Consider the following 24533-nt stretch of genomic DNA (forward strand, 5'->3'; position numbering starts at 1 on the left):
AAGCTTGAATAAACTGGCTGTGTTCATGGTTAGTTAATGGGTATACATTTAGATTTTTTTATTTTGTATTTAGGGAAGGAGCCTATGAGAAAAACAACAAAGATTGTTGATAAGATATGTATTGAGAAAGCACGGAAGCAGCGACCAAGTGACCGCGATAACATATCTTACGGTTATGGAGGGTCGCTCGCATGAAATGGAAAGTCTTATTTTATTTCTTACTACTGACGTTTATTGCCTCAATCTATGATGCATTTACGCTGCCGGATCATTTAGCAATAGAATCAAGCATGTTTACTGGGATTGTGTTATTGGTCGCAGATCTCTTAAATGTATTTGGTGCCTTTTGCGTTGCTTATGGCAAGCGTCCTATCACAGATGTGTGGTTTTGGGGCGCATCATTAGCACTGTTTGTTGTTGCCAATGTTTACATTCAGATCCAAGCATTTATTCAGTTTCGTATTGGCTATACGGTCGATGAGATGATTGTTCATTCGATTATTTTTCTCGTCGTATTAACCATATCGTCGCTACCTATGGTTAAGTTGATTGATGAAGCTTATAAACGAGGTAATAAACAGGCGGCTTAGTTTATAGCGCTTTGTGTTTTTAATGCTTCAGTCGGTGTAATGCCAAACTGCCGTTTAAACGTACGGCTCAAATGAGCGCTATCTGCAAACCCCGCGAGCATGGCAGCTTGTGTAAGGTTGTTGCCTTGCTGTATGGCGACAACTGAGCAGATCAGCCTGCGCCACAGCACATAAGGTCGCCACGCTATCCCCACTTGCTCGGTAAAAAGATGTAAAAAGCGACTTGGTGAGAGATAAAGTGACTCGGCAATCGTATTTGCGCTAAAGTGATTGGGTTTAAGGCAAGTTTGTGCGTTAAAACAAGCATCTAATTGCGCCAATACACGGTCAATTCGTGGATCTAAACCCGTCGTTGGTAGCTCGGTAAGTCCTACTGTACGTATTAACTCGGCAAGCTTGGCATTGCTCTTTGGTGCGGTATTTATCTCGATTGCTGCGCAGCTGTTGCTCTGGAGTTGCCCGCCATACACGCTTTTTGGCTCGACTAATATCACCCAGCCTGAGGTCATTTTTAAGCTATGTTCTACGCCACTAGCAATTACGCTTGGGCCAGATAGCGTCTTGTCACCGATTTTCGCGATACAGTCGCTCAAGGGCAGATTAATTTGAATAAGGTGATGTGAATGGCACGCGGCATTCAAGTCTTTGACAAATGAGGCGAATATACCCGGAGTGAGGTGCAGCATAAAAACAGCCGAGACTTTCGTCTCGGCGAGCAGTATTAACCAGCGAATGCGTCTTGCAATGGTGGTACAACTTGCTTTTTACGGCTCAGTACGCCGTCCAACCATACTTTGCTTGCTTCAGGCTCAACGTCGTATGCTTTTGCGATGATCGCTTCATCATCAGAAGCGATCAGCATTTGTGAGCCTTCTTTCATGATATCAGTAAGTAGTAGCATCACACTGTGGCGATTACCTTCTTCTTTTAATTTTGCGATATCGGCATGTAGCTCATCTTTGATCTTATCAAATACAGCAAGATCAACCACTTCAAGCTGGCCAATACCAACAAGGTTGCCATTCATGTTAAAGTCTTTGAAATCACGCATGACTAGGTCACGAATTGGTGTGCCTTCAACTGCTGATTTCACCTTGAACATTTCCATGCCAAGCTCTTTAGCATCATCAACACCCGCGATTTTTGCAAGTGCTTCAACACATTTGATATCCGCAGTGGTACAAGTTGGTGATTTGAAGATGACTGTGTCGCTTAGGATTGCACACATCATGATACCAGCAATGTTTGCTGGGATTTCTACATCGTAGAAGTCGTACATCATTTTAATGATCGTGTTACTACAGCCAACTGGGCGGATCCAACACTCAAGTGGTGTTGAAGTCGTAAGGTCGCCTAGTTTGTGGTGATCAACTACGCCAACCACAGTTGCTTTATCGATGTCGTCTGGTGCTTGCGTTTTTTCAGTGTGGTCAACGATATACACATCTTCGCCAGCATAGCTCATCTTAAGCTCTGGTGCTTCAAAACCAAAACGGTCAAGAATAAACTGAGTCTCCGGTGAGACTTCACCCAAACGCGTTGGGATTGCTTCTTCACCAATTTGGTTTTTTAAATAAGCAAGTGCGATTGCACCGCAGATTGAATCTGAATCAGGGATCTTATGACCCACTACATACATTGCCATTGACGGAACTCCTTAAAATTTTGCCCACATTCTAGCAAAATAACTTGTCATTTAAATAGTGTAAATGCGCAATTTGGCGTAGATAGGGGACGGTAACGACAGATTGTTGAACTAGGCGAAATAGCCTAGGCGAGCTAGGGCTAATTGAGCATGTATAAATACAAATTAGTATTATACACTAACCGTTCAAACGCTTAGGAGATAGGTATGATTCAAATGAGCCGTAAGGGCTGGAATAACGTGGTGATCTTTTCCATGTTACTGATGATCTTTTTTCTCAACGGCCTCCACTATAAATTGAATCCCAGCGACGATAAAGCAAAGATACAAGCTGTGCTGCCAGAGCAAAGCTTTGTCTTAACCGTGGCATTTCCTGGCTATAAAATTGAACGCATTGGCACGAGCTGGCGTATAGAGTTACCGCAAGGCTCAAACCAGAGCTTTAGTGAAGATGCCTTACGTGCGCTTGTTGCCAAGTGGCAAAGTTTACAGCTATTGGTTGTTGAGGCGCCAAAGCAGTTGGAGCCCGCGTTGAGCGCTGCGCAGTTTTGGCTGGCAACTCAAGAGCTTCCCCTTAGCTACCAGCTGTATCCTAGCGATAATGGCTTTGTATTATTTGATAAACAACAACAGCGTTGGTTTGAGCTTGATAGCGTGCAAGCCAAAGCATTATTTCTACCGATAGAATTGTAATACCACACAGTAATAGAGTGAATTATGCCTGAGTTACCAGAAGTCGAAGTGAGCCGTTTAGGTATTCAACCATATTTAGAGCAACATATTATCCAAAGCGTAAAAGTGCACAATGGTAAGCTGAGATGGCCTGTACCAGAGGAAGTACAATTGCTCGAAGGTGAGAGGGTGCTTGCGGTTAAGCGACGGGCAAAATATTTGCTTATCGAATCCAAGCATGGCACTGCGATTTTGCATTTGGGGATGTCAGGAAACTTACGTGTTGTTGATAGCAAAGAGCCACTAAAAAAGCATGATCATGTGGAGATCATTCTGGCCTCAGGTAAGTCGCTCAGATTGAACGACCCGCGTCGCTTTGGTGCCTTCTTATGGCAAGGTGCTGGCGAAGATCATAGCGTTTTTGAAAAGCTGGGTCCTGAGCCGTTGACCGAGCTTTTTACTGCAGAGTACTTATTTGAAAAAAGCAGAGGCAAAAAGCAGCCGATTAAACAATTTATTATGGATAATCATGTGGTGGTTGGTGTGGGTAATATTTATGCCAATGAATCTTTGTTTAAAGCAGGGATCCATCCCAAAAAAGAAGCAGGCAAAATTTCACTTAAACGCTACCAATTACTGACACCGATCATCAAGGAAACCTTAAGTGCAGCTATCAAACAAGGGGGAACGACACTTAAAGACTTTGCTCAAAGTGATGGTAAGCCGGGTTACTTTGCTCAAGAGTTACTAGTGTACGGTCGCAAAGGTGAGCCTTGCGTAAGCTGCGAAACGCCATTAAAAGAAATACGTCTAGGGCAACGCAGCACAGTGTATTGCGCTAAGTGTCAGCGATAAAGTAAAGTGCAGGCTAGGAGCCCGCGGTTTTAAAGTCTATCTTGACTTGGTTTTCTTGTAGCGTTGCTGAGCAAGGGGGGTAACTGCGGGTTGTTTTATACACGCGATCAAAGATATGAATTTCAACCCCTGAATGAAGCGCTTTGTTTGCCGCAAGTTTCGTGTTGTCGAGCAAATCGTGTAAGTCGTGATCAAGCTGGCTGAGCTTTTGCTCAAGGTGCTCGGCTTGCTGGCAGTAGTGCATCTGTGTTGCGCCAATTTTAGTTTTGAGTTGTTGCTTTTTAGCTGCGTCTTTTACTAACTCTGCTTTTTCAATCGCTTGCTGTAGTTGATCTAAAGAATCATTGGTGGCGGCGACTTCTTTGAACAGGGTGTCGGTTTCTTGGGTGATTTTAAGGCCTTTGCGTGCAAGATAAATCATCATCTTAGCGCCAGATTCACTGCCAATCTCTCCCGCTACCACCATTTGCGCATCTATGATCGAACCACCTATTAACTTGCCACTTGGATGATCGCCAGTGCCAACTTGTATCAGCTTTTGCGCTTTAATATCGCAGTGGTTACTCTGCTTATTGATAATAATGTTATCGCCTTCAAGGTAAGTATATTGTCCATGGGCAATCTCAATATTGCCTTTGGCGATAAGCTTGCAGGTTAAGCCTTGCTCATTATTTTGATGGTCGACGTGGCCGATCACGCCACCTCGTACCTCAATATGACCACCTGCAATAAGTTCTCCAGATTCCACCGTGCCGAGCACTGTGATATCGCCTTGTGCAGTCACGTGCATACCCGGCTCCACATTATGGGTAACTACAACGCTGCCATTAAAGTCGACATGACCACTTTTTACTGTGACATCGGCAATCGTAAATACATCATCCACGCGCATACCGTTGGCGATATCTGAGGGGCAACCTGCAATGGTTGCGATAAGCTCTAGTGGGTTGTTGGGGTTGATCTCGGTGCCTTCACCCGCCATAAGCTGGAATGATTCGCCGGGCTTTGCTTCAATACTTTCACCACTAACCGTAAAGCCTTCTTTACCTGGTGTTGCGGGCTTTTGAGTGACCAGTAAATCGCCCGGTGCAACGCTTGCAAGCTTGCCAAAATCACGCATGTCAACGGTGCCATCTTCACGCATTCTAGGCTGCTTGAGTCTTTCTTTTAAAGTTTGTACGTGCGGCAGTAATTTTGCTGACTGGCCGTCTTGTGGTGGCCGGCCTTGGGCGATTAACCCTGATGCTTCTTCGCCAGGTGGAAGTTCAAACTGTTTGCGCAGGATATTTTCTAGGTAAGCTTGCTTATAGCCACGACTGACGCCCGCTTTAACAATGGCTTTTTTCGCTTCTTCTAATGATACCGCTTTACCACCACGAGCCGTTTTAAGTTGCCCAAAGGCCTGCATTTTATCGTCACTTAAGGTGACTTCAAATTCGGCATCATGTTGTTTCGCAACGACGATTTGGCTCTCTGGAAAGTCGCTTTGGAAAAAGGCATTAATCGAGTCGTGATCAATTTCGCAGTCGGCAAATTGCGATTTTTCAAGGGCTTCAATCACAAACGCAGCACTTGGCGGTGAAGCAGACTTCACATCCATTAAGATATTGCCATTGTGCGCAAGCTTGAACACGATAACTGCCTCGTTGAATTTTTATCCTATAGTTTCAGCTTGCTAAATAAACATCAATTGGTCAAGTGCTTAGGCCAATTTTCTTACGTTAATATGGGTTAAGTTAAAAAACAGAAATAAATCGTGATTTTCTAATACTTTCAGGTGAATAAAATCAGCGTGCTTAAAAATGTGCGGGCTTATCACGCGCTTCTTGCAGCAGGATTTTAATTGCTTCAGGAACAACCTTTTTCTGTGTTGAAATCGCATAAAAATACTCATAAATATTAGGTAGTTCCTGATATTGCTGTAGCACCCCTTGGGCTATTTCGTCTTTTACTACTACGGCAGGTAAAACGGCTACCGCGCCACTATCTCGTGCCAGTAGTCGCATCATCGCCATATCGTCGACCTCTGCCAAAATGTTGGGGAAATACTGATACTGAGCGCACAGCGCATTAAATGCGGTGCGTAAATCTGAGTTGGCAGGTGGCAAGATCCAGCGTGTTTTTTCAAAGCCTTGCGGAAATGGCGTGCTTGGCTTGAGGGCAGGCGGACCAATGATCGCCAGCGGTTGCTTGGCAACTAGTTGGCACTGCCAATAGGGATCTGAAGTATCTAGGTTTATTGTGCGGTTGGTAAGTACTAAGTCCAGCTCATAATTGGTTAAGCCGTTGAGCAGCTCAGAAATACTGCCTGACTTTAATTTAAATTGCACATTGCTGCGCCGCATCAAAGGGCTAATAAAAGCTTCTACAAAGTTACGTGACAGAGTGGTCAACACCCCAATAGTTACATGGGTGGTTGACTGTACGCCTTTGCTTAGCAAGGCTTCGAGTTCTTGCCCCGTGGTAAAAATATCATCGGCATAGCTCAGCACCTTTTTACCCTGATCGGTGAGCATTAGGCTGCGGCCTACGCGCTCAAATAGTGATACTCCGACATTATGTTCCAACTGTTTGATTTGCGCAGAGAGCGCAGATTGCGAAACATGTAATTCTTTAGCTGCTTGAGTCAGGTTTCCGAGCTTAGCAACCTGCCAAAAGTAGTAAAGGTGGTGATAATTAAGTCGGCTCATCTATATATAAGTAAAACAGAACGAATAGTTAAATTATATCTATTTTTATTAAATTAAAAAGGTTGGAATAATGACCTAATTCAAGACTTATGTGAGAAGCATAGAAAGTGATGATTAATATCTTAGTGGTGTTGTTGCTATTACACTTTTTGATTGCTGCGTCTTTCATGAGCAAAGCGTCTCGTAGTAACGCTGGGTTATTTCGTATCGCGAACGGTTTTGCTATCGGTGTGGCAATTTGTATCGCTCTTGGTTGGGGGAGTTGGGCAACGCAAGGTGATATTGCCAGTAGCCTGTTTGAAATAAACTTTTTACGGCTTAGCGTGGTGTCATTGATTGGTTTTATGAGCTTTATTTTACTGCGTTACTCCATTCACTATTTACATGGTGAAAAACACCGGGGCCGCTATTTTCGCTATCTACTCACGACATTACTGAGCGTAACTATCGTGGTGCTCAGTAATCACTTAGTCCTATTTTGGCTGGCTTGGGTCGGCATTAGTTTGAGCTTGCATCGTCTACTGCTGTTTTATCCTAACCGCCCGAGAGCTGCATTGGCCGCACACAAAAAGTTTATTTTGGCGCGCTTGGCAGAAAGTGCATTGCTTGGAGCTTTTATTTGTATCTACCTCAGCACTGGCATGCTCCAGCTTAATGACATCACAAATTATTACTTAACTCATTCAACGACACTGACTGTGCTAGAGCAATCAGCAGCTGGCTTACTTGCAATTGTGGCGCTGATTAAGTGTGCGCAACTGCCAGTGCATGGCTGGTTGATGCAAGTGGTTGAATCACCCACACCGGTAAGTGCGCTGCTGCATGCAGGGATCATTAATCTGGGTGGTTTTTTGGTGATGGTGTTTGGGCCTTTGATTTTACGCATAGAAGCTGCGAAATGGCTGATCTTGATCGTGGCAGGAATAACGACATTATTGGCCGCGCTTATCATGACAACGCGGATCAGTTTAAAAGTGCGCTTGGCTTGGTCAACCTGTGCACAAATGGGACTGATGCTAGTGGAGTGTGCTTTGGGACTATATGAATTAGCGCTGCTGCACTTATTAGCGCATTCAGCCTACAAGGCCCACGCATTTTTAAACTCAAGCCAGTGGATCCATGAAGATTTGACTCGTCGCTTGAGCGACCAGCTTGAACCGCCCTTGTGGCAATGGCTCATTGCACTTGCCGTGGCAACTGGCCTCACGACAGCTGCTGCAGTCGTTATTGAATATCAAGGTCCTATCAGTATTTGGGGATTAATGGTTGGGGCATTAACGGTGTGGTTAGCGCTGCGTTTTGAGGCGCAAGCCCCTAGCAGCTATTTTAGAATCATCACCGCAGCCGTTGTGTTGTTGGCAGCCTATAGTGCGCAAAAGTGGCTATTGCATTTGGTGGTCGCGCTACCAAATGATCTTAGAGCGCAAGCACTCGATGGTGCTGATATTTGGTTGCTCAGCTTAGTAGTGTTACTCATCGTAGTAAATTATCTGCTCTATTACCGCGCACATTTGGTAACGGTGCAAAAACTCTCTCGGGTGTTGTATGCCGGCCTGTACTTAGACGAGTGGATGACACGATTAACCATATTACTTTGGCCCGTCCATTTGCCAAGTATTAAAAAGCAGAAACACCTAGCCATTCATCGCTATGCTGCAGGGCACGAGGAGCAGAAGTAATGATAGAGACACAAGACAACAAACAGACTCAGCTATCTCAGCCGCAACAGCAACAACTCCTGAGCGCTGAAACACGTATTGCGCCAACTTGGCCGCTCGATCAATTGATCGCAGTGAATCCATTTTGGGGAATGCGCGATCTGCCCTTTGATGCGGTGGTCAATAAAATGAGTGCATTGGCACAGGTTAGAATGCTGATGCCCGTGGTATTTTATCTTGAACAATGGCAGCAAGAGGCGATTTCAGAGCAAGCATTGCAGCAATCTGCGGCACATTACGCGGTGGATCGCAGCACCAATGCGTTACTTAATTGGCTCAAAAAAAGTCACTGCGGCGAGTTGCCACACTGGCATACATTAGCGGACTTGCTTGACCGTTATCGCTCTGAGCATAAGATGCCATGGCAAGAGGAGATCAGCCACCAAATTAGCCAATTTTGCGCCGCGCATTATCAGCAGGTGCAGCCTATTCTCAAACAAACCCAAGGTGAAGATAGGCTCTGCTTGTATCGTCACTGGCATGAAACTGTATCACGAGATTTGGGAATAAGCATCGTCATGGGGGAGTCGGGTTTAGTGGATTACTTTAAGGCTTTGCCAACGTCTCCTGAGTCTTTAATTGCACTCGCTGTCGACACCTTAGGGATTGGGTTCAATGAGCTGAGTGATTATGCGCACATGCTACTGCTAGACATTAATGGCTGGGCATCTTGGGCGGCTTACGAACGCTGGCAAGCAGATCTTGCCCAGCATCCAGCTTCCGATATGCGTGCGCTATTGGCAATTCGAATGGCGTGGGAGCTGGTGATTTGGCGTTATGTGAGTGAACGTCATCCAACGACCTTTACCCGTATTCAATACCATTGGAACAAGCAAAAGCTGCAACTTGCTGAGATCGTGCTTGAGCATAAAAAAGCATTGTTGCCGCGCCTGGTATTTCAGCGGGCACTTGAGCTTAGTTATCAAGCCACTTTAGTAGGGCAGCTAAAAACTCAGCAGGTAAAATCTGAGGGTGCTCGTGAGCAAGCTACACCGACCTTACAAGCGGCTTTTTGTATTGATGTGCGCTCAGAAGTGATCCGCCGTGCGTTAGAAACTCAAAACGCAGGCATTCAAACCATAGGCTATGCTGGATTTTTTGGCCTACCGATTGATTATCATGCGACTAACTGCCGTTTTAGTCGGCCACAGTTACCCGGATTACTAAAAGCGCCAATCACCGCAATACAAACGCCGGCACCCCAGCACCTTGCCACAAAACGCCAGCAAGCTGGCCGTTGGCATAGCTGGTCTCACTCTGCGGCGGCTTCATTTTCGATGGTGGAGTCGATGGGAATGAGTTACTTTTATCAGCTATTTAGCAAAGTGTTTTCACTGCAACAAACTCATCATCCCGTCGATAGTCATATTGATTCAAGAAAGTGGCAATTAAAACAGGGCGAACACGAAGTTACTGTTTTGGAGCAAGCTAAACTCGCAGCTGGCATAGTAAAAGGGATGGGACTGACTGAATTTGCTGATACGGTCCTACTGGTTGGCCACGGAGCACATACCACCAATAATTTACATGAAGCCGGACTGCAATGTGGTGCATGTGGTGGCCAGTCGGGAGAAGTGAATGTTAAAGTACTCGCGCAACTACTTAACGACCAAGCGGTACGCGCAGAATTAATCGCGCTTGGCATCGCTATTCCGCCGCAAACACGTTTTGTTGCTGCGCTACATAATACCACCACTGAAACAATTACCCCCTATGGCGAAATAGATACAGAGATAACCCGCTGGTTAAAGCAGGCTGCGCATCTGGCTCGAGTAGAGCGCGCTCATACACTTGCGATAACTGGTAAAGAATTATCTGAGCAGCAATTAGAGCAGCGATTTATAGCCCGTACTAAAGATTGGTCTCAAGTTAGGCCGGAATGGGGCCTTGCCAACAATGCAGCATTTGTGGTCGCGCCGAGACAAGTTACGCAGGGGATTGACCTGCAAGGTCGAGTCTTTTTGCACGAATACAGCGCCGAGCAAGACCAAGACTTTAGTCAATTAGCCGCTATTTTAACCGCCCCTATGCTCGTCACTAATTGGATCAATATGCAATATAACGCTTCGGTAACCGATACTCACAAATACGGTAGTGGTAACAAGGTATTGCACAATGTAGTGGGGGGCAGAATTGGAGTGTTTGAAGGCAATGGTGGAGATTTGCGAATTGGTCTGCCAATGCAGTCCGTTCACAATGGTGACAAATGGATGCATACCCCACAACGTCTAAGTGTGATCGTACAAGCACCAACCGAAGCACTAGAGCAAATCATGGCAGCACACCCAGTTGTAAAACAATTGGTAGAAAACGAGTGGCTTTATCTTCTGTCTATTTCGCCTAATTGTAATGAAGTTAGACGATTTGATAACAGTAAGTGGGAACTTCTTTGATTTCAAACGAAACTCGTTGCAACTTAACAAGTTATTGTGCAGAGTATTGCAGAAATTGAAAGGTGTGGCTGGACGCTGCGTAAACTAGACGACCTCCTAGCCACCGACATTGGACTGTTTATACAAGGAGGCTGCTAGTGGCTTTTGATTATGGCTCTATTGATTTAGGGCTTAAAAACCCATTTAAAACGGAAGGTAAAATCACAGCTATTCGTGGTGCAATACAAACTATTGCTGGAATTGCATTACTGGTAATTGCCGCCAGCTCCGTTAAGAGCGATGCGGGTATGGGTTGGATCATCATGCTATTTGGCATGTTGATTTTAGGTCTTGGGATCACTTCACTTGCAAAAGGAATATATGCAACGCTGCGTTTTTTTGTGGGTCGTAACCATCCTACCTCTTTAGCTTATAACTTCAGTAAATCAGAAACTTCAACTGCCCAGCAAGAAAAGGCTGATGTGGCTTATGCGGCGAAAACGCTAGAAGAAATGTTGATTGGCCGAAAGAACAGCACGTTTGTAGAACCGAAAGGGTTCTTATCGCGTTTACTTCACAGCATTGCACCTAAATTACTCTTTCTCCCTTATCCTATCAGAAATATGAGCCAACGTTTATTTGGTGCATGGGTGAGTACATTAACCGCACTTGTGCTTTATGGTGTGGTGGCGTTTGTATCGCTTTCTGGCTTTGCTGGTGATGCTGGGGAGCTGACTTTCCCAATCTATAGCACCTTACTGATGATATATATTTTGTCATGTTGGTATAGCGCGGCTAAACCGATTTCACGCAAAGCGGAACATGCCATTGAATCTTTGGGGAGTGCGACCCTCACTAAAGTGATTTCGCTCTCTTTTGTGCTACCAATCTTGATAGGCTTAACTTTGTCTTACATCATGGATGAAGGAAAGTTAAGTAAAGCCGATATTGAGCTCTTTTTTGCGCCTTTGCCTAGTCTTCATACTTGGGCTTATCTCACGGGCGTTATCGTGCTTGCACTTGGCTGTAGCGCCATTATTACTGTTATGCTTAAAGCGCGTTTAGACAAAGTAAACCCGGTGGTTGAAGTGTCTGAGTTAAGAGAAAACTGGCAAGAATCAGTACATCCAAACGAGATATTTATTAACCTCGACAACTTGGTGATGGCTAATCGCCGTTATAAAGAAGTACCAAACCGGGTTTATCGGGAGCTAGATCCCAGCTTACAAGAACAAGTTGATGGTAAAGGTGGTTTTAAAGGCGAAATGATCCAAGAAGTACAACCTAAAGTTCTACCCCTAGATTTAGGTAAATCATTCGAACGCTTTAGGTTTTTATCTTTGCTAGGTGGTAACTTACTGCTGCTAGTGACCCTTGGATTAAGCGTCTTTTTTGCTTATGCCGTAGTAGATATTTACCACTATATAACGAGCGCCAATATCAGTAATTTTTCTAGTGCTTTCAGCGAAGAGAACATTGCGTCATTCAGCGCTGTTGTGATGGTAGCCGTACATTTACTGCTAAGTGGCTTATTGATTAAATCGTTTGCGTCAATGCTAAACAATGCTGCACACGTATTCTATGCCGAGATGCAGTTTGAATCTCTGCTGGTTTATTTTAAGTGTGAAGGGACATTTACTGAGTCAAAAATATCAACAGGTACTGGTATTCACGATTCCACACGCTCTGAAAATACGCTAGTACGCAGCAGTATTACCCCTTGGGTAGTGGTGTCGAGAATTGTATCAACGACCTTCGCTGCCACGGGCATGAAAAACCTAGAGCACCCAAGACATATTTTAGAAATGCATAAAGACGATGCACAGCTAAGCGATATCCGTAAAGATGTGATTAGCTTCTTAAAAGACCGAGAATCCATCGCCGCGATTACCAGCGAGCGTGATTTAGGTAACGCCTCACAAGTGTACCAACTCAATCAGCAAACGAGAGCAGTGGATCAAAACCACCAACTGCGCGCAAGTAGTGATGAAGCTGGTGCTTATCTACGCCGAGAAGAAGCACTCGAAAATAAAGAAGAGTAAAAGACAAATGCCACCCTCGAGTGGCAATTTTGTTGAGGTTAGTGAGCTTTACTCTATATTCTGGAACTCAACGAAGAATTATGGAATCCGTTATCTGCAACCCAATAAAATTAAGCTTTTTAGCAATGTCGTCTTGGCTATACAAACACCGAACTACCACTTATCGTTATTTGTTGTAAACCCATGAATATATTTCAATGAGGGCATATTTAAAATTCATTTAAGTTTTTACAGGCACCATAGTCTTAAGCTTAGGTATAACTATTCCAAATGAACAGCTAAAACTATATATTAGATAATATGTTAAGATAGTTAGGGCTAAATATGGATGTGACTGCGCATAAAATTAGACCAGCAGCTCGATTGCTAAGAACAGTAGGTCAAGATCTTGTTAAGGATGTATATGCCGCAATTGTCGAGTTGGTTAAGAACTCATACGATGCTGATTCAAAGGATGTGGTTGTAAGTTTTTCTTACGATAAAGGTGCTCAAACTTTAGTAGTTGACGTTGTCGATAAAGGTGATGGAATGTCTTTAGATACAGTTGTCAACAAGTGGCTTGTTCCAGCCACTAGCGACAAACTGATCCGCAAACGAAGTGCTAGAAATCGTGTTCTGCAAGGTAGAAAAGGTATTGGTAGGTTTGCTGCGTCAATTCTAGGTTCAAGAATAACCTTAGAAACGGTTCAAGGTGGTTATTTAACAAAACTCAATCTAGACATGGAAAAAGTAGAGTCATTCACATTCCTTGATGAGCTTGAGTTGGACGTGACACATGAGAAAACTCCTCGTAGTGCAGGAACGTCAATCAAAATAGAAACGTTTAATTTAACAGAGGAAAAGCTGTTAGAAACTTGGACACCAAAGCAACTTAAAAAGCTATTGCTTGAATTAAGAAGCCTAACTGCTCCCCAAGAGGTATTTGAATCTGCCCTAAAGCAAGGATTTAAAATTGAGTACGATCAATTTGATATTAAACTTCAATTTTATGATTTCCCTCTCAGCGAATACTCAAACAAGTTAATAAAGATAGAACCTTTTCCTGTACTAGATTTATTTGATTATCGAATTTCTGGAAAGGTATCGTCGGATGGCCATGTTTCTCTGTCATATCAGAATCAAAACGTTCCTTCATTAAAGCCAGAGCAAATAAGTGTCCAAATACCTCTGAATAGGGTAGAAGGGCAAGTTTACCCAGGAGAGCTCTATGTAGACATTAGGGCATATGACAGAGATCCAGACTCTATAACCAATATGATTGAGCGAGGCTTAAAAGATCCAGATACAGGTAGCTATGTTGGTAAAAATGAAGCTAGACGGATTTTAGACGAATATTATGGGGTGGGGATTTATAGAGAACAATTTAAAATTCGACCTTATGGAGATCAGGAATTTGACTGGCTTGACCTAGACAAAAAGAGGGTTCAAGACCCTTCCAGAAAGATAGGTCATAACCAAGTTATTGGCTTTGTATATGTTCGACACGAGGAACACTCAGGGTTAGAAGAAAAAAGTGCTAGAGACGGGTTGATTGAAAACGGAGCATATTTTGGTTTAACCACAATATTGTCCACAATAATTAAACAGTTAGAAGTGCGTAGGTTTAGATATAGAGATAAAGCGCAAAAAGGTGGGAGAGGTAGCTCCATTGAAGATGATTTAACTTCTCTTTTTAATTTTGATAAAACGAAAGACCACATATCTTCTGAGTTGGACCGTTTAAAAACATCACCAGAGTTACTGCCAGAAGTGAAGTCTTCGATATCAAAGATTCTCACAAATGAAGAGAACAAAAAAGCTAACTTAGAAAGAAAAATCAGAGACACAATAGCAGTTTATCAAGGCCAAGCCACTCTGGGTAAGATTACTCATGTCCTTTTACACGAAGGAAGAAAGCACATTAAATACATCAACGAGACTGCGCCTAGAGTTGCCAAGTGGGTATCAAAGGTTATCAAAAGTCAAGACTCTGAATTAATTGAAAAAATAAATGACAGGAGTAGAAAAGTAGTAACTCACTCTAAAGGGCTGTCGTATCTTTTTAAAAAAATTGAGCCATTGGCTAGAACAAGGCGTAGCCCGAATAAGAAATTAAATCTAGTCAATGAACTCCAAAATATTGGAGCCATATTTGAGTCAGACTTCACTAGCGCTAAAATTCAGTTTGAATTAAGAAATCATGGTGGGGGAGTATTTATTGAGTGCAACGAAGTAGACTTGATAACCGTGTTCTCGAACCTAATCGAAAACAGTATCTTTTGGATCTCTCAAAAAGCTGATGCAGAAAAAACTATCACCATTGACATCTATGCGGAAGGTAGTTCTGTTGAACTAGAGTACAAAGATTCTGGTCCAGGATTTCAAGGTGGCAATCTAGATTTAATGTTTGAACCTGGTTATAGCATGAAACCTGACGGCACAGGTCTCGGGTTGTCATTAGCTGGGGAGGCGATGAGTCGAATTGGTGGAAAGATTGAAGCTAAACACAGTACGCAAGGGGCTGTGTTTGACATTGTAATTAAAGGAACTAGTTAAATGACATGTAGTATTAAAATTCTTTTGGTCGAGGATCAAGATAGTCAAGTTGAAGCGTATCAAGATGCGGCAGATGATATCTCAGAGCAATTCTCAAATTACCATATAGAGCTGGTGCATGAAACTAATGCTGATGGTGCGATAGCGCTTTTGCAAGATGGTGACTTTGATGGTGCGATTGTTGACTTGAACTTGGACACTAGCACGCCGCAAGAAGCAGGCGGTAACCAAGTCATAGATGCCATTTATAATAAAAACCGATTCCCGGTTAAAGTAATATCCGGAAACTTGTCTCACTTAGGACAGGAATTTGTAGCAAAAGAGAGTTCCTTCTTGAAGTTCCACAGTAGGGAGGATATTGAAAATGAAGAAGTATTTAGGCAGTTTATTTCTCTATATGAAACGGGCATAACTAAAATACTGGGTAGAAAGGGAGAGTTAGAGTCGCGTTTAAGTGAGGTGTTTTGGGAGCATTTGTCGCATGATATTGAAAATTGGGCAAGTGGCTCTGAAAAAGTGTTATTGCGTTATACTTTAAATCATTTGAACGAGTATATAGATCGCACATTAACTACTTATGACGAAAGGGAGTTCTATATTAAGCCACCTATCAAGAAGTACATCGCTACGGGAGATGTTGTTGAAAACGAGAATGGTAAGTATTTAGTCATATCACCAGCTTGCGATGTTGCCCCCAGAGATGTAGTTGAAGGGCTTCCAGTTATAAACGCAAATAGAATCGTAATGTGTCCACTATTACCTGTTTCAAGGGAGCAATGGCTTGACAAAAAGTTAATCCAAGAAAGCACTGGAACAAGTAAGTTAAGGGCTGCGTTAGAGAAAGTGATTAAGGGCCAAGATCCTAAATTTCATTTTTTACCTAATCATGGAGAGTTACATGCTTCAATATCTGACTTTCAAAATGTTGAAACTTGTACAATAGAAGAGTTTGTTACCTACAATCGGATCGCTACCGTTTCTGGGGAGTTTATGCGTGACATTCAGTCAAGGTTCTCAGCTTATATAGGAAGACAAGGGCAGCCAGATTTGAAGAAAAGTGAAATAGCAGGAAATTTAGTCAGCAAGCTTGCCCCACCCCCCCTCAAGCAGCAAGTTAACTCTATGACAAAAGTCAACATATTCAATTGTAAAGTAGTTCGAGAACTATCTTACCGATTTTATGAGCTAGATACGGAGGCACAGCATTGCCAACCTGAACGTATTGCTGTGTCCTATTTCCTTCAAACAAATAATTGTCGGGAAAAGTTTGTAGCCGAGCTGCTTCTCGTACAGTAAGACTTCTGCATTGTTGAGGGTCGTAATGGATGAAATAGTGGCCGTCTTTAGAAATATGACTTGTTACTGTAGTAGCTGGTTTATTTGCGGCCTGCGTTCTAAACCTATCAGCATGAGAGCCTGAATTCCAATTATCGTGCTCAGGCGCGAGTTCAACAGGGAAGTCTCTAGACTTGGGCGAAACACCGTCATTTAGTTTGGTAAAAGCAGCACTATATCCATAACGCAGTAAATCAGAGGTCATGTGGCCTCTTGTTTCATGATTAAGCACGTTGTTGGGTGCACAATCTAAGTACCACTCTTTAATATGGCTTGGTATTTTAGGCTTAACATTTGTTTTCTTTGAGGAAAAGCGAGTTAGGCCTTTAATTGGGGTAAGAGGTAGAGTAGAAACAGGTTTCTCTCCAAACCTTTTCGTAAGTAACTTCGTGATTACTTTTGAGTTATTTAAAATTTGTTTTTCCCAATCAGATTGAATATCTTTTTGTTTGGAAAATCCACTTCTAAGAGGTGGCAGATCCATAAGGACTTCTTCAACTGTTACTTGTTGCTGTAATTGCTCAATTGTTTGCGGTACACGACCTAAATCCTCTCTCACTCCCAATAAAATTACTCTATGTCTAGCTTGGGGAATACCGTAATTCTCGGCTCTGATCAAAAAGTCAGAAGAGTTTTTATATTGAGGATTATTAGGGCTTTCTGCTGGAGCAACCAAAGAATAGATTTTATATCCTGGTACACCTTTAATCTTTGTAACTCTCCCTGGTTTTCTCAAGTCTTTGAGTATTTGAGGAAACATTACTTTACCATTAATCTTTGCGGAAAGGATGCCTCTAACATTTTCCATCACGAAAACATCTGGTTGAGCAATTGATAGTACTTTTAAATATTCTAAATATAAGAAATTACGATGGTCTTTTTCAGCTTTATAATCTTCTATTCCAGCGTTGCGAGATCTTCCTGCAAGTGAGTAAGCTTGGCATGGAGGCCCACCAATGACTACTTTAGGTCCATTATGATTACTAATCAGCTTTTCGATACGGCTATGAATTAGTTTATTATCTTCACCAAGAGCTTTAGGGCCTTCTAATGTCTCATTTAGAGCAAGTGCAGATTGCTCCGGAAATTTTGCAAATAGCTCTTCGCGGGATAATTTTCCTTGTAAATATAGATTATAGTTTTCTATGCCCTTGGGCATCGTTCTGATTTTTCGAAAGAATGATCTGGTTGTTAAAGTTTTATGAGCCGATGGTTCTTTTTCTACAGATATACGAATATCGAACGGTTTATTGCCATTTTTATCTGTCGTAGCAGAAATACCTTCACCCAAGCCACCAGGGCCTGCAAATAGGTCTATTACCAGAACTTTATCTTTCTTTTTCAATCTTATTTACCACTTTGAAATTCCGAAAGTGATGATACCAGGACGAAACATTTATAAAAAGCTAAACAGTAGAGTTTCCATAACAAAAGATATTTAGGTTTTGTTACTTTATCAGTGTTTCTTTTTTGTAGTGGATCAATGCCTTCTCTTAGCATGGCTCTGATCGTTTCAGCCTCAACGCGCTTCAGCCAGTGTCAGTTGCCCGAATTTACCTAGAGACTTTTCCCTTCTCTTTTCGTTAAAGGTATACCTTAGAGACCAATACGGTTCGCCACGCTTTGGAACGACGAATAACAAACCGTTTCCATCTGATGTTTTACTATGCTGACCTTTAGCAAGTCTGTTGACTTATTTTACTGTTAAATTTGACATTTTTTCACCTCTTGTACTCACCAGTAGTTTGAGACTAGCAGTGAAAAATACTCACCACAATACTCACCAATTGGATGAAACAGAATGAAAAAATACGGAATGATAAAAAACAAAACCTCGTTATAAAGCGAGGTTTTTTAGGTGGTTATGAGTATTCTTGAAAGCTAGTGAGCTTTATTCTATATTTTGGATCTGCTCGCGCATTTGCTCAATTAGAACTTTAAGTTCAACGGCGGCGTTGGTGATGTCGCTGTTGATTGACTTTGAGGCTAGGGTGTTAGACTCGCGGTTGAATTCTTGCATCATAAAGTCTAAACGACGGCCACAAGCGCCTCCTTTTTTGAGGATTTTGTGGGTTTCTTTGACGTGTGACTTGAGGCGGTCGAGTTCTTCTGCAACATCTTGCTTTTGCGCAAGGTAAATCAGTTCTTGCTCTAGGCGACCTTCGTCGATGTCGGTTTTTAGTTCTTCTAACTTTTGTGAAAGTTTTTCACGTTGCCACTTCGTGACTTCAGGCATGTAGCCTTCAACGATGGCAACTTGCTCTAGAATACCGTCAAGACGAGTGGTGAGCATGGTTTCTAGGTTTTCGCCTTCACTTGCTCGTGCAGCTTTAAAGTCTTCTACTAGCTCATCAAAGCCGCCTAACAGCTCGCTGTTTACGGTGTCTAAGTCGACTTCTTCGGCTTCCATTACACCTGGCCAGCGTAGAATATCTACTGGATTGATATCACCGCCGCTTTGTGATTGTAGCCACTTTGCGCTTTCAACAAGTTGCTTTGCAAGCGATTCGTTGACGGTTAGTTGGCCAACGTGCGCAGGATTTGCGGTGAACTTTAGGAATACTTCAACTTTGCCGCGTTGTAGGTGTTTACGCAGGCGTTCACGTATTACTGGCTCTAAGCCTCTAAATTGTTCTGGTGCGCGGATAAAGGTTTCGAGGTAGCGTTGATTAACTGAACGAATTTCCCAAACCCCAGTGCCCCAGTCACCTTTCACTTCTTTGCGGGCGTAGGCGGTCATACTATGGATCATATAAAGTCCCTAAATTAGCTTGGTTTAACCGGAGCATTATAGCCGAATTTCCACACAGCCCTAAAGTGAATTTTATTTTTAGTCGGATCGCGTGGCATAGTCTCTATGATCCCTTTATAATGTACGGCAAATTTTGATGATGGGGGAACGTGGATGCGTCCAAGCGAAAGAACTGCAAATCAGATCAGGCCGGTTACATTTACTCGTAACTATACAATGCACGCTGAAGGCTCAGTAATGGTAGAGTTTGGTAACACCAAAGTGTTATGTACGGCTTCTGTAGAAGCGGGTGTGCCACGCTTTATGAAAGGTCAAGGCAAGGGCTGGATCACCGCAGAATACGGTATGCTTCCGCGCTCTACACATACGCGTAACAACCGTGAAGCGGCGCGTGGTAAACAAGGCGGCCGTACCATGGAAATTCAACGCTTAATCGCACGCGCGCTCCGTGCCGCAGTTGATTTAAAAGCGTTAGGTGAGAACACCATTACTATCGACTGTGATGTTATTCAAGCGGACGGTGGTACACGCACGGCGTCAATTAGTGGTGCTTGTGTGGCATTGGTAGATGCACTAACGCACATGCGTGCCAAAGGCATGATCAATGTAAACCCGTTAAAATTTATGATAGCGGCAATCTCGGTTGGGGTTTATAAAGGTCAGCCAATTACCGATCTTGAGTATCTTGAGGATTCAGAGGCTGAGACAGATATGAACGTGATCATGACTGAAACTGGCAAACTGATTGAAGTACAAGGGACAGCTGAAGGCGAACCGTTCTCGTTCGACGAGCTAGATGAGTTACTTGGTCTTGCGAAACACTCAATTCGTGAAATCATTGATCTACAAAAGCAAGCGTTAGCGTAATCAACATTCAGTAGGAAAGACATGAAACCGTATCAAAAAGAGTTTATTGAATTTGCCTTAGAAAAGCAGGTGCTTAAGTTTGGCGAGTTTACGTTAAAGTCTGGCCGTACTAGCCCTTATTTTTTCAATGCAGGCTTGTTTAACACGGGTCGTGATCTGGCGCGTTTAGGTCGTTTCTATGCTTCGGCATTGGAAGATGCTGGCATTGAGTTTGATGTATTGTTTGGCCCAGCGTACAAAGGTATTCCTATTGCGACAACGACGGCCGTTGCACTTGCCGATCATCATAATAAAGATGTGCCTTACTGCTTTAATCGTAAAGAAAAGAAAGAGCACGGTGAAGGCGGTAACTTAGTAGGTTCGGCGCTTGAAGGTCGTATTATGCTTGTTGATGATGTGATCACCGCGGGTACTGCTATTCGTGAGTCGATGGAAATTATTGCTGCTAATGGTGCCGATCTTGCTGGCGTATTAATCGCATTAGATCGCCAAGAAAAAGGCAAAGCTGAGCTTTCTGCTATTCAGGAAGTTGAGCGCGACTTTAATACTCAAGTAGTGTCTATCGTGAAATTGGCTGATCTGATCACTTACCTTGAGCAACAAGGTGGTATGGATGCACACTTGGATGCAGTTAAAGCATACCGTGATAGCTACGGTGTAGCGTAAGCCCTACGATTTTCTGCAGATGGCTAGTACCATGCTAGCCATCAATTTACTTCTCTTTTATCTCAGTTTTATTGTGTGTTTTTACACAGCTCTTAATTCAAACTCACTATTGGTATATGGCGTAGCGCCCAATTAGCAAGTTCAACTCGGTTGCGCGAATTGGTTTTTTTAAATGCGCTGTAGATATGCGTTTTTACTGTGTGACTACTTATGTTTAGTCTATCAGCGATATCTTCGTTTTTAGCACCAGCAGCAATAAGCTTGATCACAGACTTTTCTCTGCCAGTAAGCATATTTAACTCTTCATTACTTAAGATAATGTCGCTGTTAGGCAATGCTTGTGGCATCGCGGCGATCAGTTCGCTAAATGCCTCTGAGATAGCGCTGCGACAAAACCAAAGCTCGCCTTTGAGCACACTGCTTAATCCTTGAAATAACGTCTCTGGCGGAGCATTGTGATAGAGTATACCTTTCACATTGCCAAGTAGCGCCGTTTTTTCATTCACGCTGTCTTCATTTGCATTAAAGAGCAGTACCTTGTGTTTAGCCGCCAATAGCTTTACTTCAGCACTGATAAGTTCATTGCAATCTCGGTGTTCTGTATCCACCAAAAATAATGCGATTTGTTCACGTAGCGCTGGCTCTGGTAGTCGAGTATCAACTTTGACTGTATGTCCTAGCGTCTCCAGCACTTTGATTAGCACAGTATAATTGGTGGAACTGGTATTGGCTCGAGCATGAGTCAGAATAAAAAATGCTCGATCTTGCCATGCTAGCGAGTTGTTGGAATATTCCTTTGCAAACATAGAAGTATTAAATCCTTTTTTATTCCAGATTAAAATTAATATACATTTGTTTTACAAAAAATTTAAGTTATTTATTAGGCTCAAACTAAAAAGCTGAGCCTAATACCATGCTTGTGTAAGCTAAGGCTGTTTATTTGTACAATGCACGCCATGCACAAGTACGATAGCCGTTCTTCTCAAAGAAGAAGCGATTACAGTTATCGTCATAGTTGGAGTTACCCACATCTATACGATAGCCACTGATGTACCAGTTATGCAGCGAAATATGCCCACCGTTGTACAGTAGCGAAAAGTGAACGTGAGGGCCGGTTGATTGGCCACCTTGGCACAATGCCGTTGCTTTATCGTCCGCATAACGGCCAAGCCAAGCGCCTGCAGAAATGACATCACCAGTGTTATATTGCAAACTTTCCATATGGTAATACTGAGTTGAATAACCGCTTGAGTGAGTCACGCGAATATTACAAGCTGAGTAACGAGTCACTGTGCCGCCATGCGCTGCTTGAACCCAAGGTGTATTACTTCCCCAGCCACCTGAGCCGTTATTAAAATCAAGCGACGAGTAAGGGTAACCAGAGCCTGTATTTGAGTGTGCACCACCGCTATACCAAGCGTAACCGGATGGCCACGGGAAGCTCATGCTAAAGCTAGCAGCTGATACCGCTTGTGTTGAAGCTTGTTCATTAAAAGCAATGCTGTTGTCCGCTTTTAATGCTAATGACTCACCGTTAAATAACGTTTGGTAAGTATTGAATAGGGCATCTGCCGATGTGTGTGTCAGATCTGCAAGTGCAACAGTTGCTTCGTTGACTGCTGGTAATTTTTTAGCTTTGCCTTCATCACGAAGTTTTTGGAATGCGTAGTATCTTGCACTTAGATTAAGCGCTACATCTTTTACTTGCGCATCAAATCCCTGTTCATGAGAGAGTGTACCAAACGGTGCAAAGAGGGATTGTTTATCTGGATTACTTATCACACCTGACTCAAGTTCCATTAGTGCCAGCAACAATTTAGGGTTAATACTGGCATATCCTGCATAGTGCAAGATCACTTCGAGCTTGTCGCTTAAATGCGGTGCCGTGCTGTCAAGCACCTGCTGCCAATCTACTTGCTGTAAAGCATTGCTGAAAAGAAACAGTTCAGGGTTTACTGCTATTACACTAGAAATAGGTAAGGCACTGATGTGTTCTGCAGTAAATTCAGGCATAGCTACAGAGTCATGCTGGCCTGCAGCTGTTGCCTGATGTGAGAGGAGCGCGACTAAACACGCTGATAGATAGTGGCGTTTCATGTTGTATCCTTTCTGTTTGTTTTTTGTTCAATTAAGTTATACCTAAATGTGAGTATTTTGTAAAATAAAAGTTTAAAATGTGATTTTTTTGAGTGATGGACTTAGATTTTTGCCTGCTAGATTGGGGTTTTTTGTAAAAGCGACTATAAAAAAGAAAGTGGTGTGATGTGGAGGTTGCTATGAAAAGGCTAATTACTCTGTCTCAACTAGAAGAGTTGCTAGAGGAAAGGCAGGGGGGAGAGCGTCGAAAACAACGAAGTAATGTTTTGCCTTTCGTCGAAAGGCGCAACCATGTAAGGAGAAAAGCCGACAAGCAATACCTTCAAAATAGAATGGATTAGTACACTCCTCACCCTACTATTTTGCTGTGAGTCCTGCATCCGAGTAAAACGCGTAAGGCAATTGATTCGTCTTCGCGTGATACATAGCTTTATCTGCTTTAGCAACTAACTCTTCTGCTGATGTGGCGTCAGTTGGATAAATCACTGCGCCAATGCTTAAGTCCAGTTTTACTTCGCGAATATTGGCGCTTTCATCTTGGAGACAGTAATTATCACTGAGCAAGTCATACTTATGCTGAGCAAGTTTTCGTAACTGATTTTTTTCGGTTAGATGAGGGGCGATAACCACGAATTCATCACCACCGTAGCGTGCAACAAAATCTGACGCACGTTTATACATTTTAAGTTTTGCCGACAGTATTTTTAGCAATTGATCGCCCGCTTGATGACCAAGCTGATCATTGACTGGTTTAAAATTGTCGAGATCAATAAACAACACACCAAATCCATGACCATACCGCTCTGACTCAGAAATCGCTCTTTCTAATTCGTTATCAAATGCGCCGCGGTTATGTAGCATAGTAAGTCTATCCATCACCACTAGGTTCTCTAGATTTCGCTGCATTTCGTAGCGTTCTTTTGAGAAGGTGATTGTACGTGCCAGTAGTGGGCCGCTCACTTCGTGTTTTGGGATATAATCTTGCGCACCAAGTTGAATTGCCTTTTCGCCAAACAGTGTTTCAGATACCCCAGTTAGCACGATTATAGGGGCGCTGATTGGCAACTGTTTTACTTTAATCAGCGTGGTAAGGCCTTGGCTCTCATCGATATTTAAATCGATAAGGATGGCTTCTGGCTTGACTGTGTTTAAAGCGGTTTCAAGTTGCTCTAAATTTTTGAAGTGTTTAACGTTAAACTTTTGTCTACCATCAGTACTTGCTAGTGTGCGCTTTACTAAGTAAGCATCTTCATCGTTGTCTTCAAGAAGATAAATCAGCCATGTATTCATAGTTACCCTTGCACGACACAGTTATTGTCAAACCAATACTGCTTGATTAATTTGATCAACGACTCTAAATCACTTAAGCGTCCGGGCTTGGTAATATATGACTTAGCACCCAATTGATATGCTTTACGAATGTCACTGTGGTGAGTAGAGGTGGTATAGCATACCGTTATTAATTTATCGGCAACTTGTTCATTTTTTAAAGCTTCCATAACTTCAAAGCCACTCATTTTTGGCATGTTTAAATCCAGCAAAATGACTTGGTCGTAGGTTGCGATAGAATCGAGGTAATGCAGCAGCTCATGACCGTCAGAAAAAATTTTAAGCTCTGGCGCATTGGCAATACTGCTGTATGCTCTTTTAAAAAAGTAGACATCATCTGGATCATCTTCAACTAATAACAGTTCCAT

Annotated in this window: 21 protein-coding genes; 10 read left to right on the plus strand and 11 right to left on the minus strand. The window is 42.9% G+C overall.

The features are described from left to right. The first annotated feature begins 191 nt into the window (after nucleotides 1-191). A complete protein-coding gene (locus tag CTT31_RS02945; protein ID WP_095728717.1) occupies nucleotides 192-590 on the plus strand; it encodes a hypothetical protein in 399 nt (132 codons plus the stop codon). Here the strand turns inward: CTT31_RS02945 and CTT31_RS02950 are convergent. After that, on the minus strand, nucleotides 587-1276 hold the full coding sequence (locus CTT31_RS02950; protein WP_260491955.1) for a helix-turn-helix transcriptional regulator: 690 nt from the start codon (nucleotides 1274-1276) through the stop codon (nucleotides 587-589). The genes CTT31_RS02945 and CTT31_RS02950 overlap by 4 nt on opposite strands. A 35-nt stretch (nucleotides 1277-1311) precedes the next feature. Then, nucleotides 1312-2235, minus strand: a complete 924-nt coding sequence (locus CTT31_RS02955) for a manganese-dependent inorganic pyrophosphatase (protein ID WP_010605724.1) — start codon at nucleotides 2233-2235, stop codon at nucleotides 1312-1314. 207 nt (nucleotides 2236-2442) lie between these two features. Between CTT31_RS02955 and CTT31_RS02960 the strand changes: the two genes are divergently transcribed. Together CTT31_RS02960 and mutM are read left to right on the plus strand one after the other, a co-directional pair. Further along, nucleotides 2443-2928, plus strand: a complete 486-nt coding sequence (locus tag CTT31_RS02960; protein ID WP_010605723.1) for a hypothetical protein — start codon at nucleotides 2443-2445, stop codon at nucleotides 2926-2928. A gap of 24 nt (nucleotides 2929-2952) precedes the next feature. Continuing rightward, complete coding sequence (mutM, locus tag CTT31_RS02965; protein ID WP_260491956.1) at nucleotides 2953-3762, plus strand: bifunctional DNA-formamidopyrimidine glycosylase/DNA-(apurinic or apyrimidinic site) lyase; 810 nt, start codon at nucleotides 2953-2955, stop codon at nucleotides 3760-3762. A 13-nt stretch (nucleotides 3763-3775) separates the two neighbouring features. Here mutM and CTT31_RS02970 read toward each other — a convergent pair whose 3' ends face one another. Both CTT31_RS02970 and CTT31_RS02975 read right to left on the minus strand, forming a co-directional pair. Beyond that, nucleotides 3776-5395, minus strand: coding sequence for a DUF342 domain-containing protein (locus CTT31_RS02970; protein ID WP_010605721.1), 1620 nt, complete (start codon nucleotides 5393-5395; stop codon nucleotides 3776-3778). 163 nt (nucleotides 5396-5558) lie between these two features. Next, the gene (locus CTT31_RS02975) at nucleotides 5559-6452 is read right to left on the minus strand and encodes a LysR family transcriptional regulator (protein WP_039494314.1); all 894 of its coding nucleotides are present in this window, start codon (nucleotides 6450-6452) and stop codon (nucleotides 5559-5561) included. A 110-nt stretch (nucleotides 6453-6562) separates the two neighbouring features. Between CTT31_RS02975 and CTT31_RS02980 the strand changes: the two genes are divergently transcribed. From CTT31_RS02980 to CTT31_RS02995, 4 genes are all read left to right on the plus strand, one after another. After that, entirely contained in the window at nucleotides 6563-8131 is a 1569-nt protein-coding gene (locus tag CTT31_RS02980; protein WP_260492396.1) for an NADH-quinone oxidoreductase subunit L, read from the plus strand. Next, on the plus strand, nucleotides 8131-10563 hold the full coding sequence (locus tag CTT31_RS02985) for a YbcC family protein (protein ID WP_260491957.1): 2433 nt from the start codon (nucleotides 8131-8133) through the stop codon (nucleotides 10561-10563). Before CTT31_RS02980 ends, CTT31_RS02985 begins: the two co-directional genes overlap by 1 nt. A gap of 137 nt (nucleotides 10564-10700) precedes the next feature. Beyond that, nucleotides 10701-12584, plus strand: coding sequence for a hypothetical protein (locus CTT31_RS02990; RefSeq protein ID WP_260491958.1), 1884 nt, complete (start codon nucleotides 10701-10703; stop codon nucleotides 12582-12584). Between the two features lie 324 nt (nucleotides 12585-12908). Next, nucleotides 12909-15119: a sensor histidine kinase gene (locus CTT31_RS02995; protein ID WP_260491959.1), complete on the plus strand. Its 2211-nt coding sequence runs from the start codon at nucleotides 12909-12911 to the stop codon at nucleotides 15117-15119. 1141 nt (nucleotides 15120-16260) lie between these two features. Here the strand turns inward: CTT31_RS02995 and CTT31_RS03000 are convergent. The 3 genes from CTT31_RS03000 to CTT31_RS03005 all read right to left on the minus strand — a co-directional run bounded on the left by CTT31_RS03000 (nucleotide 16261) and on the right by CTT31_RS03005 (nucleotide 19206). Beyond that, nucleotides 16261-17799 (minus strand): DNA cytosine methyltransferase, encoded by a 1539-nt coding sequence (locus tag CTT31_RS03000; protein WP_260491960.1) that lies wholly within the window; start codon nucleotides 17797-17799, stop codon nucleotides 16261-16263. A gap of 174 nt (nucleotides 17800-17973) precedes the next feature. After that, nucleotides 17974-18096: an Arm DNA-binding domain-containing protein gene (locus CTT31_RS23600; protein WP_370649631.1), complete on the minus strand. Its 123-nt coding sequence runs from the start codon at nucleotides 18094-18096 to the stop codon at nucleotides 17974-17976. A gap of 249 nt (nucleotides 18097-18345) precedes the next feature. Further along, a complete protein-coding gene (locus CTT31_RS03005) occupies nucleotides 18346-19206 on the minus strand; it encodes a YicC/YloC family endoribonuclease (RefSeq protein ID WP_045990262.1) in 861 nt (286 codons plus the stop codon). 153 nt (nucleotides 19207-19359) lie between these two features. Between CTT31_RS03005 and rph the strand changes: the two genes are divergently transcribed. Further along, nucleotides 19360-20073: a ribonuclease PH gene (rph, locus tag CTT31_RS03010; protein ID WP_010377321.1), complete on the plus strand. Its 714-nt coding sequence runs from the start codon at nucleotides 19360-19362 to the stop codon at nucleotides 20071-20073. 21 nt (nucleotides 20074-20094) lie between these two features. After that, nucleotides 20095-20739: an orotate phosphoribosyltransferase gene (gene pyrE, locus CTT31_RS03015; protein WP_017217061.1), complete on the plus strand. Its 645-nt coding sequence runs from the start codon at nucleotides 20095-20097 to the stop codon at nucleotides 20737-20739. 92 nt (nucleotides 20740-20831) lie between these two features. On the opposite strand, the gene CTT31_RS03020 is transcribed toward pyrE, so the two are convergent. Beyond that, nucleotides 20832-21545 (minus strand): response regulator transcription factor, encoded by a 714-nt coding sequence (locus tag CTT31_RS03020; protein WP_045962055.1) that lies wholly within the window; start codon nucleotides 21543-21545, stop codon nucleotides 20832-20834. 130 nt (nucleotides 21546-21675) lie between these two features. Continuing rightward, nucleotides 21676-22836, minus strand: a complete 1161-nt coding sequence (locus CTT31_RS03025) for a M23 family metallopeptidase (protein WP_211859253.1) — start codon at nucleotides 22834-22836, stop codon at nucleotides 21676-21678. Between the two features lie 179 nt (nucleotides 22837-23015). Here CTT31_RS03025 and CTT31_RS03030 point away from each other — a divergent pair, with 179 nt between their 5' ends. After that, nucleotides 23016-23177: a hypothetical protein gene (locus CTT31_RS03030; RefSeq protein ID WP_019647244.1), complete on the plus strand. Its 162-nt coding sequence runs from the start codon at nucleotides 23016-23018 to the stop codon at nucleotides 23175-23177. A 16-nt stretch (nucleotides 23178-23193) separates the two neighbouring features. Here CTT31_RS03030 and CTT31_RS03035 read toward each other — a convergent pair whose 3' ends face one another. Both CTT31_RS03035 and CTT31_RS03040 read right to left on the minus strand, forming a co-directional pair. Beyond that, the gene (locus tag CTT31_RS03035) at nucleotides 23194-24126 is read right to left on the minus strand and encodes a GGDEF domain-containing protein (protein WP_211859254.1); all 933 of its coding nucleotides are present in this window, start codon (nucleotides 24124-24126) and stop codon (nucleotides 23194-23196) included. Between the two features lie 2 nt (nucleotides 24127-24128). Beyond that, on the minus strand, nucleotides 24129-24533 hold the full coding sequence (locus CTT31_RS03040) for a response regulator (protein WP_010377331.1): 405 nt from the start codon (nucleotides 24531-24533) through the stop codon (nucleotides 24129-24131).

The organism is Pseudoalteromonas maricaloris, assembly GCF_024746855.1.
GTDB lineage: Bacteria > Pseudomonadota > Gammaproteobacteria > Enterobacterales > Alteromonadaceae > Pseudoalteromonas > Pseudoalteromonas maricaloris.